The sequence below is a fragment of the Novosphingobium sp. genome, from assembly GCF_019748365.1.
GTDB lineage: Bacteria > Pseudomonadota > Alphaproteobacteria > Sphingomonadales > Sphingomonadaceae > Novosphingobium.
Window position 1 is genome coordinate 1 of record NZ_JAIEPN010000144.1, and the last position, 16174, is coordinate 16174.

Consider the following 16174-nt stretch of genomic DNA (forward strand, 5'->3'; position numbering starts at 1 on the left):
CCTGCAGGCGGCGTCGGCGCGGCTGTCGATCGTCGTGCCGCTCTGCTTCCTGTTGATCTTCGGGCTGCTCTACATGGCGCTCGGCGGGTTCGGCAGGGCCGCGTCGGTGTTCCTGGCGGTGCCGCTTGGTCTGGCGGGTGGCGTGTTCACCCTGCTGCTGACCGGCATCAACTTCTCGGTGTCGGCCGCGGTCGGGTTCATCTGCCTTGCCGGCGTGGCGGTGCTGAACGGCCTCGTGGTGATGTCCGCGATCCGGGAGAGCAGCGAAGCCGGGATGCCGGTGGTGGAAGCGATCCGCCACGGCATGGCCGAGAAGATGCGAGCGGTCATCATGACCGGGTTCGTGCCCGCGATCGGCTTCGTGCCGATGGCGCTCGCCCACGGAACCGGCGCGGAGGTGCAGAAGCCCCTCGCCGTCACGGTGATCGGCGGTCTCGTCGCCGCCACCATCCTGACACTGTTCGTGCTGCCCGCGATTGCCAAGGTCATCCTCGGGCGAACCGAGCGTCAGAATGAGCAAGGGGCGAGCACGCCGCATGGCGATGAACCCGGCCCCCTGAACGGAGAAGCATGATGGGAGAACCGGCCCGGAAACTGCTGCGGATCTATATAGATGAACCTGCCTATGTCGGCGATCGCAAGGTCTTCGAGTATGTCGCCTCGATGGCGCAAGATCGGAAGATGGCGGAATTTACGGTGCTTGAAGCACTGATCGGGAGAGGTACAAATGAAGCCCTTGCGGATTGGGATCGCCAGCCTGTGCATTGTGTTGGTGTCATCGGGTTGTTCAGAACAGCCTCGCAAGGAGGCACCTACCGAACAGGAGATCCACGCGAGCGATAGCGGGGACGGGAGCGGAACGCCGGGACGTCACCCGTATCAGTGCGATGATAATCGCGCGCTCCTCATCGACTTCAAGAATGACGGCCTGGCGCTCGAACTGCGCCGCGATGCGAAGGCGGCGCCGATCGTCCTGACTGCGCCGGCACCCGGGCTGCAATATGTCGGCGACACGATGAGCGCTACCTTCTCAGGCAACGAAATCAAGATCGAGGAAGCGGACAAGCGTTCGGTCCTGTGCAGGAAGGCAACCAGCTTGTGACCAACCAACCCGGCACCGAGAGGCGTTGACGATGGCAGCGCTCAAATTTTCCCTAATCCCGATGATCGCGATCATCATCGGCGCGCTGGTCGCCGGATGGCGCACGCCCGGTGAGAAGCTGGTCGCGGCCATGCAACACCTCGCGGCCGGCGTGGTGTTCGCCGCCGCTGCGACAGAGATCCTGCCGCTGGTGATGCACGGCGGTTCTCCGACGGCAACGCTGATCGGTGGGGCGCTGGGCGTCGCCGTGATGCTCGGCCTGAAGGCGGCGGAAAGCCGGTTTAAGGGACCGGTCGCGCTGCTCGCCGCAATCGGGCTCGACCTGGCAATAGACGGCTTGGTCCTCGGCCTCGCCTTCATCGCGGGCGAGAAGGCGGGTTCGCTGCTGGCCGTCGCACTGACCCTCGAAGTGCTTTTTCTGGCCCTGACCCTGACCAACGATCTGGCAGGCCGGTATCGCAAAGCAAAGGCGATCGGCCTTACCTGCGCGCTGGCGGTGCTAGTGCCGATCGGTACGCTGATCGCGCAGCCGGTGGCGTTGCTGGCACCGATATGGATCACCGGATTCCTGAGCTTCGGCCTGATGGCGCTGCTCTACCTCGTCATCGAAGAGCTGCTGGTTGAGGCACACGAAAGGCCAGACTCGCCTCTGATCAGTGCGATGTTCTTCGTCGGCTTCCTCGTGCTCCTGCTTATCGAGGAGATCATGGCATGACGGTCCCACCGGACGCAAAAAGTCTAGGCCGAGCGGCGCACGCTCAGGACCACGCTCTGGGGTTTGCGCATGGTGCTGACCGGGGGGCTGATGGCCAAACTCGTCGCCACCCGCGCATTCGGGCGGATGAACTTTCCGAGCTTCTCAAGGCAGATATATGGCGAACAACTATCGTGCTTGCCCGGTGCCGGTAGCGAGGGCAAGAGTACGAACATGCTGTCCGTCCTTGCCAATCGCACCTACCGTCATCTCCTCAGCGCACAGGTTATCGCGCTTATCGGCACGGGGCTCGCGACGGTTGCGCTCGGACTGCTCGCTTTCGACATCGCCGGAGGCAACGCCGGGGCCGTGCTGGGAACCGCACTGGCAATCAAGATGGTCGCCTATATCGGTGTTGCGCCTGTGGTCGGCGCCTTTGCAGACCGGTTGCCGCGCCGCGCCTTCCTTGTCGCCATGGATCTGGTGCGGGCCGCCGTAGCGCTCAACCTGCCGTTCGTCGATCAGATCTGGCAGATCTATGTTCTGATCTTCGTGCTGCAATCGGCCTCTGCCGCGTTCACCCCGACCTTTCAGGCGACGATCCCCGACGTGCTGCCCGACGAAGGGGACTATACCCGCGCGCTGTCGCTATCGCGGCTTGCCTATGACATGGAAAGCCTTGTCAGCCCGATCCTTGCGGCAGCCCTGCTTTCGGTGATCAGTTTTCACTGGCTGTTCGCGGGGACTTCGGTCGGCTTCATCAGCTCGGCGCTGCTGGTGGTTTCGGTCACATTGCCGCGCTCGCCGGCCAAGCCGCGCCCGGGCGGGATCTGGACCAAGACAACACGGGGTCTCCGAATCTACCTCAAGACGCCGCGCCTCAAGGGCTTGCTTGCACTCAGCCTGGCCTCGGCGGCAGCCAGTTCGATGGTCATCGTCAATACTGTAGTGATCGTGCGCGGTGGGCTCGGCTTCGGCCAGCGTGAAGTGGCACTCACACTTGCGGCCTATGGCTTCGGGTCGATGCTCGCTGCCTTGTTCATTCCGCGCCTGCTCGACAAGGTCAGCGATCGGACACTTATGCTAAGCGCGGCGGCGCTGCTGACCACCGGTCTGGCGGCCATGGCGCTGCTGACCGCAATATTTGGTAAAGGCGCGGGCTATTGGCCGCTGCTGCTGGCGGGCTGGTTCGTCCTCGGCATTGCCTATTCGATGAGCGTGACCCCGTCAGGCCGGCTGTTGCGGCGCTCGGCCAATGCCGACGACCGGCCTGCGGTCTTTGCTGCGCAATTCGCGCTGAGCCACGGCTGTTGGCTGATTTGCTATCCGCTCGCCGGACAAATCGGTGCCGTGCTGGGCCAGGTTGCGGCCTTCACTGTGCTGGCGCTGGTCGCGGGGATTGGAACGGTCGCAGCCCTATGGCTCTGGCCGTCGCACGAGCCCGAATCGCTCGCGCACAGCCATGACGACCTGCCGCCAGACCATGTCCATCTGCGCGAGCATCATAGCCTCGGCCAATCCACGGCCCATGCCTTTGTGATCGATGACATTCACCCTGACTGGCCGCGCACGGCCTGACCATTTCAGGCAGTTAGCCGACCGCCTCGGAACAGCGGATGGTCAAGATGGTGTAGCCAAATGCGCTACCCACGGCGCCGCTGAGCATTTCATGAACGGTAGCCTGTTACAATTTCCATTTGCATCAGAGCCTGATCCGAGATCGCAGTGACCCGTCCTTCGCATGCAAACTGCAACGGACTATTGCGATGAGAATGGAGGCCCTGTTCGGTATCGGCCTAGCCTGCGTCGCCTGTTGCGCCTTGCCCTTGATTGCACAGTGGGCAAAAGTTGCGGGTCCGTCTGTCCCACAGGTTCTGGAAGAAGCGGAATGCCAGATGAAGCAATTGGCCCTGTATCTCGTTGCGGCATTGGCCGAAATCGGCGGCTGCTTTGCCTTCTGGGCATGGCTGCGGCTTGATCGTTCACCGCTCTGGCTGCTTCCCGGAATGGCCTCGCTTGCTGGTTTTGCCTGGGCATTGACATTAAGCCAAGCGCCAGCGGCGGGACGCACATATGCGGCGTATGGGGGTATCTACATCCTGGCGTCACTGGTCTGGCTTTGGGCGGTGGAAGGCATTCGGCCCGATCGCTGGGACACGGCCGGTGCTGCGATTTGCCTGTTGGGCGCCATGATCATTTTCCATGGTCCGGGCCGAACGGGAACAGGAATCGGTTGACGACAGAAACGCGCCAGGCCCACTGGGACAAAGTCTACACGACCAAGGCCGACGACAGCGTGAGCTGGTTCGAGCAGTCCCCGGCGGTTTCTCTGGAACTGATCGAGGCGGCCGGGGTCGGTCTGGGTTCGATCATCGACATCGGCGGCGGTGCTTCGCGACTGGTCGATGCGCTGCTCGCCCTAGGCCATGCCCACGTCGCCGTGCTGGATCTATCTGCGCAGGCGCTCGAGATTACCAAGGCAAGGCTGGGGCCGCTTGCCAGCGCGGCCGAGTGGATTGTCGGTGATGTCACCCAGTGGCAGCCTGCCAAGCGGTTTGACCTCTGGCACGACCGCGCGGCCTTCCATTTTCTCACCACCCCCGAAGAGCAGACTGCCTATGTCAAGGCGCTCACCTCTGCGCTCAATCCGGGTGGTGTCGCAATCATCGGGACTTTCGCCCCCGACGGGCCGGAGAAATGCTGCGACTTGGCCGTCGCCCGCCACGATGCGGCCACTATCGGGATAGTGCTGGGGCCAGACTTCACTCTGCTGGATGAGCGTCGCTACGACCACATGACACCAGGCGGCAGTGTCCAGAAGTTCCAGTTCAGCAGCTTGCGGAAGGAGCGCTGAGCGAGCCGTCCACTGCCACCTGTTCAGTGCCGCGCATAGACATACGTTCCCCCGGGACCGAACGCGACCACATTGTAATGATCCGCCGGCCGGCCGGGCACTTCCATGCCTGGCGATCCCAGCGGCATTCCGGCAACCGCGAGCCCACGAACACCGCGAGGTTTCGCCGCCAGGGCACGCCGCATGTCAGCAATCGGCACATGGCCCTCGAACGCCATACCGTCGATGATTGCGGTATGGCACCCTGACAGCGAGGCAGGCAAACCTAAACGGGCATCGAGTGCGGCGCGGTTTGCATCATCGACGATGCTGACCTTGCGTCCGAACGCGGAACGCACCTGGGCTGCCCACTGCTCGCAACATCCGCATCCGGGATCACGGTGCATGACAATGTCGGACGCAGCCATTGCAGGGGTTGCGAAAAGCATGAGTGCCAGAACAAGTCTTTTCATCGACGGATTTCCTTCTAACTATGAAGCTGCATTGGCCGGGTGATTTCCGGCACGTTGGGGAAGCGCGAAGATCAGCACGACGATGGCGACAGCCAAAGCCGCCGACGCCATGGGTCTGCTCAAGGCAAGTCCGCCATGATCGACCGGCTTGTCGAGAAAATCGCCCACTGCCGCGCCGAGCGGGCGCGTCAATATGAAGGCGCTCCAGAACAGGATGGTCCGGTTGATCGTGGTGCGGAAAAAGAGCACCGCCACCACCGCAAGCATCGCTGCAAAGATGGCTGCGGCTCCGACATAACCACGACCTCCCGTATCAGCCAGCCAATCGCCCAGCGCGGTTCCTAGGGTCTGCGAGAAGGTTATCGTGATCCAGTAGAATGTCTCGGCCCGCGGTTCGTGGACGCTTTCCACCGAGATCGTGCCCAAGGTTCTGTGCCATGCATAGAGCGAGGCCAGAACGCAGGCGAGTAGCAGCAGCGAGCCGCCGGTGTAGCCAATTCCGATCGAACGGGTCGCATAGTCGGCCATGGTCGTCCCGGCCGTCGTTGAAGCGATGATGGTTGCCCAATAGAGAACGGGGTGAAATCGCCTTGCCTGCACTTGCCACCAGACCAGCAGCACCAGCAGTCCGAGGAAAATCGCGGTGCCGACCAGATAGCCCAGATTCATCGTCATGCTGACCGTGTCGCCGCCGGTTTCCCCAAGCGTGGTCGCGAGGATCTTGATGACCCAGAAACCGAGCGTTACCGCTGGAACCTTGGCCAGATCGGAAAGCGTAGGCGCCCCGTTTTGATCAAGCGCATCTGGGCTGTTCATGGCCTCGTAAACTCCTCGGCTGTATTGTGCGGATCGGACGCGCTGACCGGAGTCCCCCGCAGAACTTTGCGCCGACGCCGGACTGGCCATCGCATAAACAACAGGACGGTGCCGGCCAGACCAGAAATCAATCCACCGATGGCGAAGCAGAGCAGCCACCATGTGTTGAAGTTTTGGTGGTTCTTCCAGTCCATGATGTGCAGGCTCCAGAAGAAATCGTAGAGCCGCCATGTGCTGCTACGGACCGCGAGAATCCTTCCGGTATCTCTTGAAACATAGACGTGTGTCGTATCGTTGATAGTGACCTGCCAAGCCGGCAACGGCCCCCGAAATTCTGGCGACAGGTTCTCGACTTCGGTGACCTTGATCTCAGGATTCCCGCCACCCTTCCAGCTTTCGCGGGCGATCCTGGCAGCCTGATCCTTCGAGATTTGTAGCATTCGGGCGCCGGTCGACGGATCAAACAAAAAGGTCCTTCCGCCTGACTTTGCCTCGGCCAAGAGGCGGCCTTGACCCATTCGAAGCGTGATTTCCTCGACTGGGCCTGGTATTCTGGATAGCAGTTCACCAAGTGGACGCACCGCCGAAACACCCGTGATTGGCGGCTGTGCCTTGCGATCGACAAGGTGTTCTCCGTGCACGCGCTCGATCGGCAATGCGCTCATCACAAGGCCGCTCGTCATCCAGATGAGGACCTGCAATCCAATAATCAGAGACAGCCATTTGTGCATGCGGCTTGCTGTCAAATGCACTCTGGTACGTAGGGATCTCATGAAAATCTGACGTCCTGTTGTCGCGGCTTGCTCAAATGGTGGCCCGGTTAAGTCGAAGCGCATTCGTCACGACGCTAACGGATGACAGCGCCATCGCTCCCGCCGCAATCATCGGCGAGAGCAGGATGCCGAACAGCGGATAGAGAAGACCTGCCGCCACCGGCACGCCGGCGGCATTGTAGATAAAGGCAAACACCAGATTCTGGCGGATGTTCGACATTGTCGCTTGGCTCAGGCGGCGGGCGCGAACGATGCCCATAAGATCGCCCTTGAGCAGCGTGACGCCGGCACTTTCGATGGCGACGTCAGTCCCTGAGCCCATGGCGATCCCAACGTCGGCCGCCGCAAGCGCCGGGGCATCATTCACGCCGTCACCTGCCATGGCAACCACGCGGCCCTCGCTCTTCAAGCGCGCGACAACAGCGCTCTTCTGATCGGGGAGAACGTCCGCCTCGACTTCGTCGATCCCGAGCCTGCGCGCGACCGCCTCTGCCGTGGTCCGGTTGTCACCCGTCAGCATGACCACGCGGATGCCTTCGCGGCGCAAGGCATCAAGTGCCTCGGGTGTCGTCGGCTTCACCGGATCGGCGATCGCGATGGCACCAGCGGCCTGTCCATCAATGCCGACAAAGATAGCCGTCGCGCCCTCGCGTCGCAGATCGTCCGCTGCTGCCGCAAGCGCAGCCGTGTCGATGTTCTGCTCCGTCAAAAAACGTGCGTTGCCGAGTACGATCCGCTTGCCCTCGACTGTGCCCAGAGCGCCGCGCCCGGTGGGGGAGTCGAACTCGGCAACCTGCGCCAGCACGAGGCTGCGCGCCTTTGCGGCCTCGACGATGGCGAGCGCAAGCGGATGCTCGGACGATTGCTCGACCGCCGCAGCAAGACGCAGAACATCCTCTTCCGTGTGGCCCGGAGAGGGCACGATCGCGGTGACCGCCGGACGCCCCATCGTGAGCGTCCCGGTCTTGTCGACAACGAGCGTGTCGACCTTTTCCATGCGCTCCAGCGCTTCGGCATTCTTGATGAGCACGCCAAGGCCAGCGCCTCGTCCTACGCCGACCATGATCGACATCGGCGTGGCGAGGCCAAGTGCGCAAGGGCAAGCGATGATCAGCACCGCGACCGCCGCAACCAGGCCATAGGCAAAGCGCGGCTCTGGTCCCCAAATGCCCCATCCCACGAAGGCAAGAACGGCGATAGCGATCACCACAGGCACGAACCAGCCCGAGACCTGATCGGCCATGCGCTGGATCGGCGCACGCGAGCGCTGGGCTTCGGCGACCATCTGGACGATGCGGGCGAGCATCGTGTCCCGGCCCACCTTGGTCGCGGAGATGACCAGTGCACCGGTCTGGTTGAGCGTGCCGCCGATGACATTATCGCCCTTGGCCTTGGTGACCGGCATGGATTCGCCGGTGACCATGGATTCATCAAGCGACGAGCGGCCGTCCTCGACAATTCCGTCGACAGGCACCTTTTCGCCAGGACGGACACGCAAGCGATCACCGAACCCTATAGCTTCGAGGCTGACCTCCTCATCGCTGCCATCGGCAAGAAGGCGGCGCGCGGTCTTGGGTGCAAGGCCAAGCAATGCCTTGATTGCGCCAGAAGTGCGTTCGCGGGCCCTGAGTTCCAGAACCTGGCCCAAAAGAACCAGCACGGTGATCACCGCGGCGGCTTCGAAATAGACAGCAACACTGCCATCGGCATTGCGGAACGCCGGTGGGAACAACTCAGGCGCAAGCGCCGCGAACATACTGTAGACCCATGCGACCCCGGTGCCCATCGCGATCAGGGTAAACATGTTGAGGTTTCGGGTCTTGAGCGATGCCCAACCCCGCACGAAAAAGGGCCAACCCGCCCAAAGCACGACCGGCGTCGCCAACACGAGTTGGATCCAGGTCGAGAGCCGCATCGGTACGATGTGATGAAGCGCGGGGAAAATGTGGCCGCCCATCTCCAGCACCAGCACGGGCAGCGCCAGTATAAGGCCGATCTTGAACCGCCGGGTCATGTCGATCAGTTCGGGGCTGGGCCCGCTGTCGAGACCGACTTCGGCAGGCTCAAGTGCCATGCCGCAGATAGGGCAAGCCCCCGGGTGATCCTGCCGCACCTCGGGGTGCATCGGACAGGTCCAGATCGTCCCAGCAGGCGCATCGACGGGCTCGGGCGGTGTCAGGTAATGCTCGGGATCAGCAACAAATTTGGTGCGGCACTTGGCGCTGCAAAAGTGCCACTCTTGATCACCATGATGTGCATGATGAAGGGTCACGGACGGATCGACAGTCATTCCGCAAACAGGATCACGTACAGAAACCGGTTGGTGATTTGCAGCGAGTCCATTGTCGCCATGCTGATGGCCGCCAGAGTGATTAGGAGTCATGTGTCTGTTCTCCAGCTGCCGCGCTCATCAGAAGGCATCACGATGCTACCGGCGTTGTGTTCGGTGCCAACGTCCCGAGCCATGCTACCAGGACCAGTATCCCGATCCCCAAGCCAAATTCCAGAACAATGCTCCGTCGCAGCGGCTTTAGCGCTCGCTCAGGATCACCATTCTCGACGGCTGCGGAGAGGGCCGGCGTGAGCCGCAACCGGTTCACTCCGGCCAACCCGAGCATGCCCACAAACAAGACCATTTTCAGGGCCAGCAACTGGCCATAAGGTGCCGCCAAAGCGGCCCAGGGATCTCCGTCGCGCAAAATGAAAAAAGCATTTGCGAGACCCGTCAGCAGTAAAATCACAACCAATGAAGATCCAACAGTTGCAAAGTCGGCAAGCACCCTGCACGTCTGCCTTGCCTCGTCAACTTGACCACTTCCCGCGCGAAACAGCATCCACAAGAATCCTGCCAATGCGCCGATCCAGGTGGAGGCTGCGAGGAGGTGAAGTATGTCGGCTGCCAAATGTACCCATCCGACCGTCCCATCGGTCGCTGCACCGTGACCGGACCAGGTTAGGGTGGCCAAAGCCACCCCGCTTGCCGATGCCTGGGCCGCCGAACTGGACAAACGCCACAGGGCGGCTGCAACAGCCATGATAATCACTGCCAATAGAGCGGCGAGGCGGACCTTGAGTGCCAGACCTAGAGCTGTTTCCCCAAGCAGGGATTGAACAGTGGCCTTGTCCACCTCGGCAAACGGTACACCGGCCATGCTGCTGACTTGCACGGCGAAGCCAAGAACCGACAGCGCCGCCGCCGAAGCTGCGACGATCAGCAATGCCACCGCATGTCGGACATTTGCATCGGACGGGCGATCACTGCCGAGTGACAGGCGCTTGAATGCGGTCAGCCCGAACAATAGGCCAAGACTTACGAACAGCGCCCATCTCAGGGCTATGATCCCCCAGTCCTCCACGCGATCAGCGCACAGTAAAAGCGAGAGTGCCGTTGATGCGGTGCGTATCGCTCGAGACGACGTGCCACTGCACGCTATAAGTTCCTGCCATGAGGGGCCGCCCGAATGTAGCGACCAGGGTCTTGCCATCCTCGCTGACCGAGGTCTTGTATCCGGTCATTTTCATATTGTGGTTGGGCATGCCTGGCATGCCGGTCATCGTGACTTCCATGCCCGAAACAGCGGCAACAAGGGGCTCGCTGAACGTCAGGGTGATGCGATTGGTCGGGGCGGTGGCGGCCTTGTCGGCCGGCTGTGCCGTCACGAGCTTCGGATGGGCGAGCGCCGGCGTGGCAATCGCGGCTCCGGCGGCCAGGACGCTTGCAATCAAACTGCGAAACTTTTTCATGAATGGCTCCTTCGCGGGCTCAGGTTGCCCGTGTTGAATACGCGCCGCGCTTGGACACCCCTCAAAAATTTCTGCGTCCATATGAGGGCATTTCACCTTTGCTGCGTATTCAACCATGGATATGGGAGAAATGAGCCATGACGGACCTTGATCAACTTCTGGAACGACTGCGCAACGAGCCGCCGCCCGCGCGCCTCGCGTTGATCGACGACGCGGTCATGACGGAGCTCGCCAGACGGCGGGCCATCGTTCCCATCAACCGTACGGGCCTCAGCCTCGCGGCAGCGATCGCTTTGTTCATCGGGGTTGGTGGTTCGATGTTGTCCGGTGCACCTGCCGACGCCGCACCCATTTCCCCTCTCGGCGTTCCGGCCGCTTTGGCGCCTTCAACCTTGCTGATGTCGCGCTGAAATGGCTTGGCGAAAGACCCTCGTTTTCGCGCTTGTTGCATTCGCATTCGCGGTTATCGGGGCACTTGCGGGTCAGGCCTTGATCCGAACTGCCTCGCCGGAAAGCGAGTTGCACGAGATGCTGCACCACCAACTCGAACTCGATGCCAAACAGGAAGCGCAGATCGAAGTAATCGAGCAGCGTTTTGCGGTGCGTCGCCAGGCTTTGGAACTGGAACTTCGCGCGGACAACGCACGTCTCGCCGAGGCGATCGAGTCCGAGCATGGATATGGCCCAAAGGTGTCCGAGGCAATCGACCGGTCGCACGATGCGATGGGGCAGATGCAGAAAGAAACGCTTGAACATATCTTTGCGATGCGATCCGTCCTGACCCCGGAACAGGCGTCCAAATTTGATCGGGCGATCGTCAAGGCGCTCACAGGCAGGGAGCGGTGACAGGGCAACTCTCTGAGCTTGAAGATCAGGACTTGGCTTCGTTAGCCATCGGCGGAAACCAGACCGCTTGTAGCGAGCTTGTCCGCCGGCATCGTGATTGGGTGTACAGGCTTGTTCGCGCGCAGATCGGCGATGCGGATGAAAGCCTGGATGTCACACAGGGGGCATTCATCGCGGCGTTTGGCGCCCTTGACCGCTTCGATCGGGCGCGCCCTTTCAAGCAATGGCTGGCTCGTATTGCTTTGAACAAGTGCAAGGACTGGAGGCGGCGTGCGCTGGTGCGCAGGTTTATGCTTGCAGCAGCCCCTTTGACGGAAGCTGAAGAGGTGGCTGATCCGGCTCCAGGAGCTGACATAGCGGCCTCCGACCGATCCGAATTAAAAGTGATCCTGAAGGCAATTTCCGAATTGCCCGCTTCATTGCGCGAACCCCTCATCCTCCGGACCATTGATGCGCACACACAGGCGGAAACCGCACAGATCCTCGGATTGAGCGAGAAGGCCGTCGAAGCGAGGGTTTATCGGGCGCGGGCGCGATTGATGGACAAACTCAAAAAAGTTTGAGGGGTTGAGCATCGGGGTGCGTATTCATTTGCAGTGGCTCCAAACCCCATAGGCAGAAACACCCCCATGACGACAATCGTCGGACGTAGAGATATCCTTCGTGGATCAGCGCTGGTGGGAGGGGGTATCGCACTTGCCTCCTTCTTTCCGGCCTGGGCCAAACCTGTATCCTCCGGCATCGCAGCGCCGCTTCCCACCGTCAGCGGTGAAGACATCAAGCTGACAATCGCCCGCCAATCGATGATGATTGACGGGAAGGCGTTCCGCGCAATCGGTGTGAACGGCACGGTTCCAGCGCCCCTGATCAGGCTGCGCGAAGGTCAGCGGGTGCGGTTGCACGTCCACAACCAGCTTGAGGAAGACAGTTCGATCCACTGGCACGGTCTGCTCGTTCCTCCGGAACATGATGGCGTGCCCGGGGTATCCTTTCCCGGGATCAAGCCAGGCGGAAGCTATCTTTATGAGTTCGATGTAAAGCAAAACGGCACTTACTGGTACCACAGCCACTCGGGATTGCAGGAACAGGAAGGCCATTACGGACCGATCGTGATCGATCCGGCGGGGGCGGATCCTGTCCAATTTGACCGGGAGCATGTCATAGTGCTTGCGGATCATAGCCCGCTTACTCCTGCTGCGATCTTCCGTAGGCTGAAGGCCAATCCGGGCCATTTCAACTTTCAACGTCAGACCTTGTCAGGCCTGCTCGGAGGGAAGGATCAGCCCCTCAAGGAGCGTCTCGACTGGGGTCAGATGCGCATGGATCCGGCCGATATTTCTGACGTGACCGGCTCGACCTATACATTCCTGGTCAACGGGCATGGACCGGAAGACAATTGGACGGCCCTCTTCAAACCGGGCGAGCGCGTGCGCCTGCGGGTAATCAACGCGTCAGCCATGACCACCTTCAATGTCAGAATTCCGGGTCTCACCCTGCAAATTGTTCAGGCTGACGGGCAAAATGTCATGCCTGTCGATGTTGACGAGTTCCAAATCGGCGTTGCCGAGACCTACGACGTTGTCGTCCGCCCCACCGCAGACTTGGCCTATACCTTTGTCGGCGAAGCCGTTGATCGTTCCGGCATGGCCCGTGCCACATTGGCTCCGCGCCCAGGCATGAGCGCTGCGGTTCCGGCCCTTCGCAAGCGCCCATTGGCGACGATGAAGGACATGGGAATGGACATGCCCGGCATGGGGGGGATGGACATGAAGGGTCGCGGAGTCGACCCAACCGCTGAACAGAACGCGTCCGCAGGTCTGGCAACGGCTGCTGCCGCTGCCGGATCGGCGATGGAGATGGGGACCACGAGTGGGCCATCCGGCCCCGCGGACATGTCGGGTATGGATCACTCCTCGATGGCCAGCATGGACCATGGCAGCATGGCGGGAATGGATGGAGCGTCCGGGATGGCGGACCATTCAGGCCACCAGATGGGATCAATGAATATGCGCGACTTCGGCAATGCGCCGCAAGTCAAGCGTGACCCTGGAGTCCAGACAATCTCCCCCATGCCAGTCGATCGCATGGGGGACCGGGGACAGGGCCTGCAGGATGTCGGCCACAGGGTGCTCGTTTATACAGACCTTATAGCACTCGAGCGAAATCCCGACGTCAGGGCTCCGTCGCGCAGCCTCGATATCCATCTTACCGGGAACATGGAACGCTTTATGTGGTCGTTCGACGGGCGGAAGATGTCAGACGTTCATGAGCCGATCCCTTTCACCGAAGGCGAGAGGGTGCGCGTCAATCTGATCAATGATTCCATGATGGCGCACCCCATCCATATTCATGGACACTTCTTCGAATTGGTCACCGGCCATGGCGACCGTGCGCCAAGAAAGCACACAGTTATCGTGCAACCTGGCGGGATCGCCACTTGGGACTTCACGGCCGATGCTGTCGGCGACTGGGCATTCCACTGTCATCTCCTTTACCACATGCATGCTGGCATGATGCGCGTTGTCAGTGTCCGTCCCAAGGGAGACGCGGCATGAGCACGCTTCGCACAGCATTAATAACGGCGGCCACCTTAGGCCTGTCCGTTCCGGCGTGGGCACAGGACCATTCGATGGACAACATGCCGGGCATGGAAATGCCGGCTCCAAAAAAGGCAGCCCCCAAAAAAGCCAAGGCGTCTCCCGCAAAACCAAAGCGAGCGACGCCTGCTCCCGTCGAGAAACCCCCGGCACCTGCAGCCCGGCCTGCGGCACCTGAGGTCGATCACAGCAAAATGAACCACGGACCAACAAGCGACACCGTGATCGACCATGGGGCGATGGGCGAAATGCCGATGCCAGCTGCGGAAGGCGAAGCGGCCGCAGAAGGCATGGCGATGTCGGGCACGGCATTGCCTCCTGGAAGTGCGCCGCCACCCCCTGTCCCAACGGATCGCTATGCGGACCGTCAATTCCCTCCCGGAGAAATGGCGCGCGCTCATGCGGAAATGATGAAGGAAAGTGGGGGGCTCAATTTCGGCGCGGCACTTCTCAACATCGCAGAATATCAGGCCCATCGCGGCCGTGATGGCTATCGATGGGATGGTGAGGCCTGGTACGGCGGCGACATCAATCGGCTGTGGATCAAGAGCGAAGGTGAAGGCGAGCTTCGCCGTGGTCTGGACAGTGGCGAAGTGCAACTTCTGTACAGCCATGCCATCGACCCCTACTTCAATCTGCAGGCCGGTATCCGACAGGATATAGGGCCATCGCCGCGCCGTACCTATGCAACCATCGGCTTTGAGGGCTTGGCTCCCGGGATGTTCGAGGTCGAAGGCGGCGTCTTCCTGTCGAACAAGGGCGAGGTCATTGGACGGGTCGAAGGCTATTACGACCAGCGCATTTCGCAGCGCCTCATCTTCCAGCCACGCGTCGAGCTCAATTTCTCCGCGCAGGACATTCCTGAGATCGCGATTGGCTCTGGCCTGTCAAATGTCGAACTCGGCGCGCGGCTCAGATACGAGATCAAGCGTCAGTTCGCGCCCTACATTGGCGTTTCGTATTACCGCAAACTTGGAGACACAGCCAGCTACGCGAGGGCTCGCGGGGAAGATGTTCACGCCACAAGCTTCGTGGCGGGCGTCCGGTTCTGGTTTTAATCTGGAGGCGAACAAAGGGGCATGGATGAAATTGCCGGCGGCAATGCGGAACTGAGCGATCTTGTGCGCCTTGCGTTTGCGCAATCGGCGAAGCACGTTCAGCTCATTCTTGATCCGCACGGAAAGATCCTCGCGCTCAATGGCGAAGGCCATCGAGCGGACCAATGGGCGTCTGCCGAGTGCGTGGGCAGCTCGCACGAGTTGTTCTATTCATCTGAAGAAAAGGCCGCGGGCCTGCCGGATATTGATCTGGCCACAGCGGCGCGCGAGGGTGGCTACGAGCGGGAAATGTGGCGTTTACGGCGCTCGGGCACAGAATATCTGTCGCGAATGACGATTACGGCCTTGCAACAAGAGAGCACTCTGCACGGCTTCCATGTCATGGCCCGGGATATCACGCACGAGGCGGCCATCCGGGCGGCGAATGACACGCGTGAGCAGCACCTCCAGTCGATCCTGGATACCGTCCCGGACGCGATGATCGTCATCGACGAGCTCGGAGTGATCGTGTCTTTCAGTGCCGCGGCACAGCGTCTCTTCGGATATGAAGAGGGTGAAGTCGTGGGCTGCAATGTGAGCTGCCTGATGCCTGCGCCCGACAAGGAGCGGCATGACGACTATATCCGGCATTACCGAGAAGGAGGAGAGCCTCGTATTATCGGGACCGGACGCACTGTGACAGGCCGTCGTCGTGACGGAACAGACTTTCCCATGCATCTCTCGGTCGGCGTCGCCGGGCATCACGGAGACCGCGTCTTTACTGGCTTCATCCGAGATCTCTCTGAGAAAGAACGCGACGATCTCAAAATGCGCGAGCTGCAGGCCGAACTGATCCATGTGTCGCGGCTCAGCGCGATGGGGACCATGGCATCCACCCTGGCGCATGAACTGAATCAGCCGCTGACAGCAGTTGCCAATTACCTTGAGGAAACGAGAGACATTCTCGCCGATCCTCAAGGCACCCCGATGGCCATAGTTCAGGAGGCCCTGTCGGAGGCAGCCAAGGAGACCTTTCGGGCGGGTTTCATTGTCAGACGTCTGCGGGAATTTGTCGCGCGCGGTGAAGTCGACAAGGTTGTTGAGGATCTGCGCCTAGTTATCGACGACGCAGCCCAGCTGGCGCTTGCGGGCGCCAAGGAAAGTGGTGTTCGCCCGCTCGTGAACCTTAATCCGCTGGCCAAGCATGTATTGGTGGACAAGGTCCAGATCCAGCAAGTCCTGGTCAATTTGCTCCGAAA

General features: G+C 61.1%; 18 protein-coding genes and 1 pseudogene. 13 read left to right on the forward strand and 6 right to left on the reverse strand.

Annotated features, from left to right (window positions below):
* The 7 genes from K5Q19_RS16210 to K5Q19_RS16240 all read left to right on the forward strand — a co-directional run.
* Positions 1–574 (forward strand): efflux RND transporter permease subunit (locus K5Q19_RS16210; protein WP_292947377.1); only part of this gene is annotated, 574 nt, incomplete at its 5' end.
* The gene (locus tag K5Q19_RS16215) at positions 574–843 is read left to right on the forward strand and encodes a DUF190 domain-containing protein (protein WP_292633132.1); all 270 of its coding nucleotides are present in this window, start codon (positions 574–576) and stop codon (positions 841–843) included. The genes K5Q19_RS16210 and K5Q19_RS16215, both read left to right, overlap by 1 nt.
* Positions 728–1102, forward strand: a complete 375-nt coding sequence (locus K5Q19_RS16220; RefSeq protein ID WP_292633086.1) for a hypothetical protein — start codon at positions 728–730, stop codon at positions 1100–1102. Before K5Q19_RS16215 ends, K5Q19_RS16220 begins: the two co-directional genes overlap by 116 nt.
* Before the next feature lie 31 nt (positions 1103–1133).
* Positions 1134–1817: a transporter gene (locus tag K5Q19_RS16225; protein WP_292633088.1), complete on the forward strand. Its 684-nt coding sequence runs from the start codon at positions 1134–1136 to the stop codon at positions 1815–1817.
* A 213-nt stretch (positions 1818–2030) separates the two neighbouring features.
* On the forward strand, positions 2031–3374 hold the full coding sequence (locus tag K5Q19_RS16230; protein WP_292633093.1) for an MFS transporter: 1344 nt from the start codon (positions 2031–2033) through the stop codon (positions 3372–3374).
* 317 nt (positions 3375–3691) lie between these two features.
* Complete coding sequence (locus K5Q19_RS16235; RefSeq protein WP_292633133.1) at positions 3692–4033, forward strand: YnfA family protein; 342 nt, start codon at positions 3692–3694, stop codon at positions 4031–4033.
* Entirely contained in the window at positions 4030–4650 is a 621-nt protein-coding gene (locus K5Q19_RS16240; protein WP_292633094.1) for a class I SAM-dependent methyltransferase, read from the forward strand. Before K5Q19_RS16235 ends, K5Q19_RS16240 begins: the two co-directional genes overlap by 4 nt.
* A gap of 23 nt (positions 4651–4673) precedes the next feature.
* Here K5Q19_RS16240 and K5Q19_RS16245 read toward each other — a convergent pair whose 3' ends face one another.
* The 6 genes and pseudogenes from K5Q19_RS16245 to copC all read right to left on the reverse strand — a co-directional run bounded on the left by K5Q19_RS16245 (position 4674) and on the right by copC (position 10435).
* Positions 4674–5057: a DUF411 domain-containing protein gene (locus K5Q19_RS16245; protein WP_365759894.1), complete on the reverse strand. Its 384-nt coding sequence runs from the start codon at positions 5055–5057 to the stop codon at positions 4674–4676.
* Between the two features lie 63 nt (positions 5058–5120).
* On the reverse strand, positions 5121–5918 hold the full coding sequence (locus tag K5Q19_RS16250; protein ID WP_292633097.1) for a hypothetical protein: 798 nt from the start codon (positions 5916–5918) through the stop codon (positions 5121–5123).
* Entirely contained in the window at positions 5915–6649 is a 735-nt protein-coding gene (locus K5Q19_RS16255) for a PepSY domain-containing protein (RefSeq protein ID WP_292633101.1), read from the reverse strand. Before K5Q19_RS16255 ends, K5Q19_RS16250 begins: the two co-directional genes overlap by 4 nt.
* A 73-nt stretch (positions 6650–6722) precedes the next feature.
* Positions 6723–9002, reverse strand: a pseudogene (locus K5Q19_RS16260) (heavy metal translocating P-type ATPase); the annotation flags it as partial.
* Between the two features lie 109 nt (positions 9003–9111).
* A complete protein-coding gene (gene copD / locus K5Q19_RS16265) occupies positions 9112–10047 on the reverse strand; it encodes a copper homeostasis membrane protein CopD (RefSeq protein ID WP_292633104.1) in 936 nt (311 codons plus the stop codon).
* Between the two features lie 4 nt (positions 10048–10051).
* Positions 10052–10435 (reverse strand): copper homeostasis periplasmic binding protein CopC, encoded by a 384-nt coding sequence (gene copC / locus K5Q19_RS16270; protein WP_292633107.1) that lies wholly within the window; start codon positions 10433–10435, stop codon positions 10052–10054.
* A 137-nt stretch (positions 10436–10572) separates the two neighbouring features.
* On the opposite strand from copC, the gene K5Q19_RS16275 reads away from it, so the two are divergent.
* The 6 genes from K5Q19_RS16275 to K5Q19_RS16300 all read left to right on the forward strand — a co-directional run.
* Complete coding sequence (locus tag K5Q19_RS16275) at positions 10573–10845, forward strand: hypothetical protein (protein WP_019053901.1); 273 nt, start codon at positions 10573–10575, stop codon at positions 10843–10845.
* Between the two features lies 1 nt (position 10846).
* Entirely contained in the window at positions 10847–11281 is a 435-nt protein-coding gene (locus K5Q19_RS16280; RefSeq protein ID WP_292633113.1) for a periplasmic heavy metal sensor, read from the forward strand.
* On the forward strand, positions 11278–11844 hold the full coding sequence (locus K5Q19_RS16285; RefSeq protein ID WP_292633114.1) for an RNA polymerase sigma factor: 567 nt from the start codon (positions 11278–11280) through the stop codon (positions 11842–11844). The genes K5Q19_RS16280 and K5Q19_RS16285 overlap by 4 nt, the downstream gene beginning before the upstream one ends.
* A gap of 66 nt (positions 11845–11910) precedes the next feature.
* Positions 11911–13836 carry a copper resistance system multicopper oxidase gene (locus K5Q19_RS16290; protein WP_292633117.1) on the forward strand — a complete coding sequence of 642 codons (1926 nt, stop codon included), beginning with the start codon at positions 11911–11913 and terminating at the stop codon, positions 13834–13836.
* Positions 13833–14936, forward strand: coding sequence for a copper resistance protein B (locus K5Q19_RS16295; RefSeq protein ID WP_292633119.1), 1104 nt, complete (start codon positions 13833–13835; stop codon positions 14934–14936). Before K5Q19_RS16290 ends, K5Q19_RS16295 begins: the two co-directional genes overlap by 4 nt.
* A gap of 21 nt (positions 14937–14957) precedes the next feature.
* Positions 14958–16174 (forward strand): PAS domain S-box protein (locus K5Q19_RS16300; RefSeq protein ID WP_292947380.1); only part of this gene is annotated, 1217 nt, incomplete at its 3' end.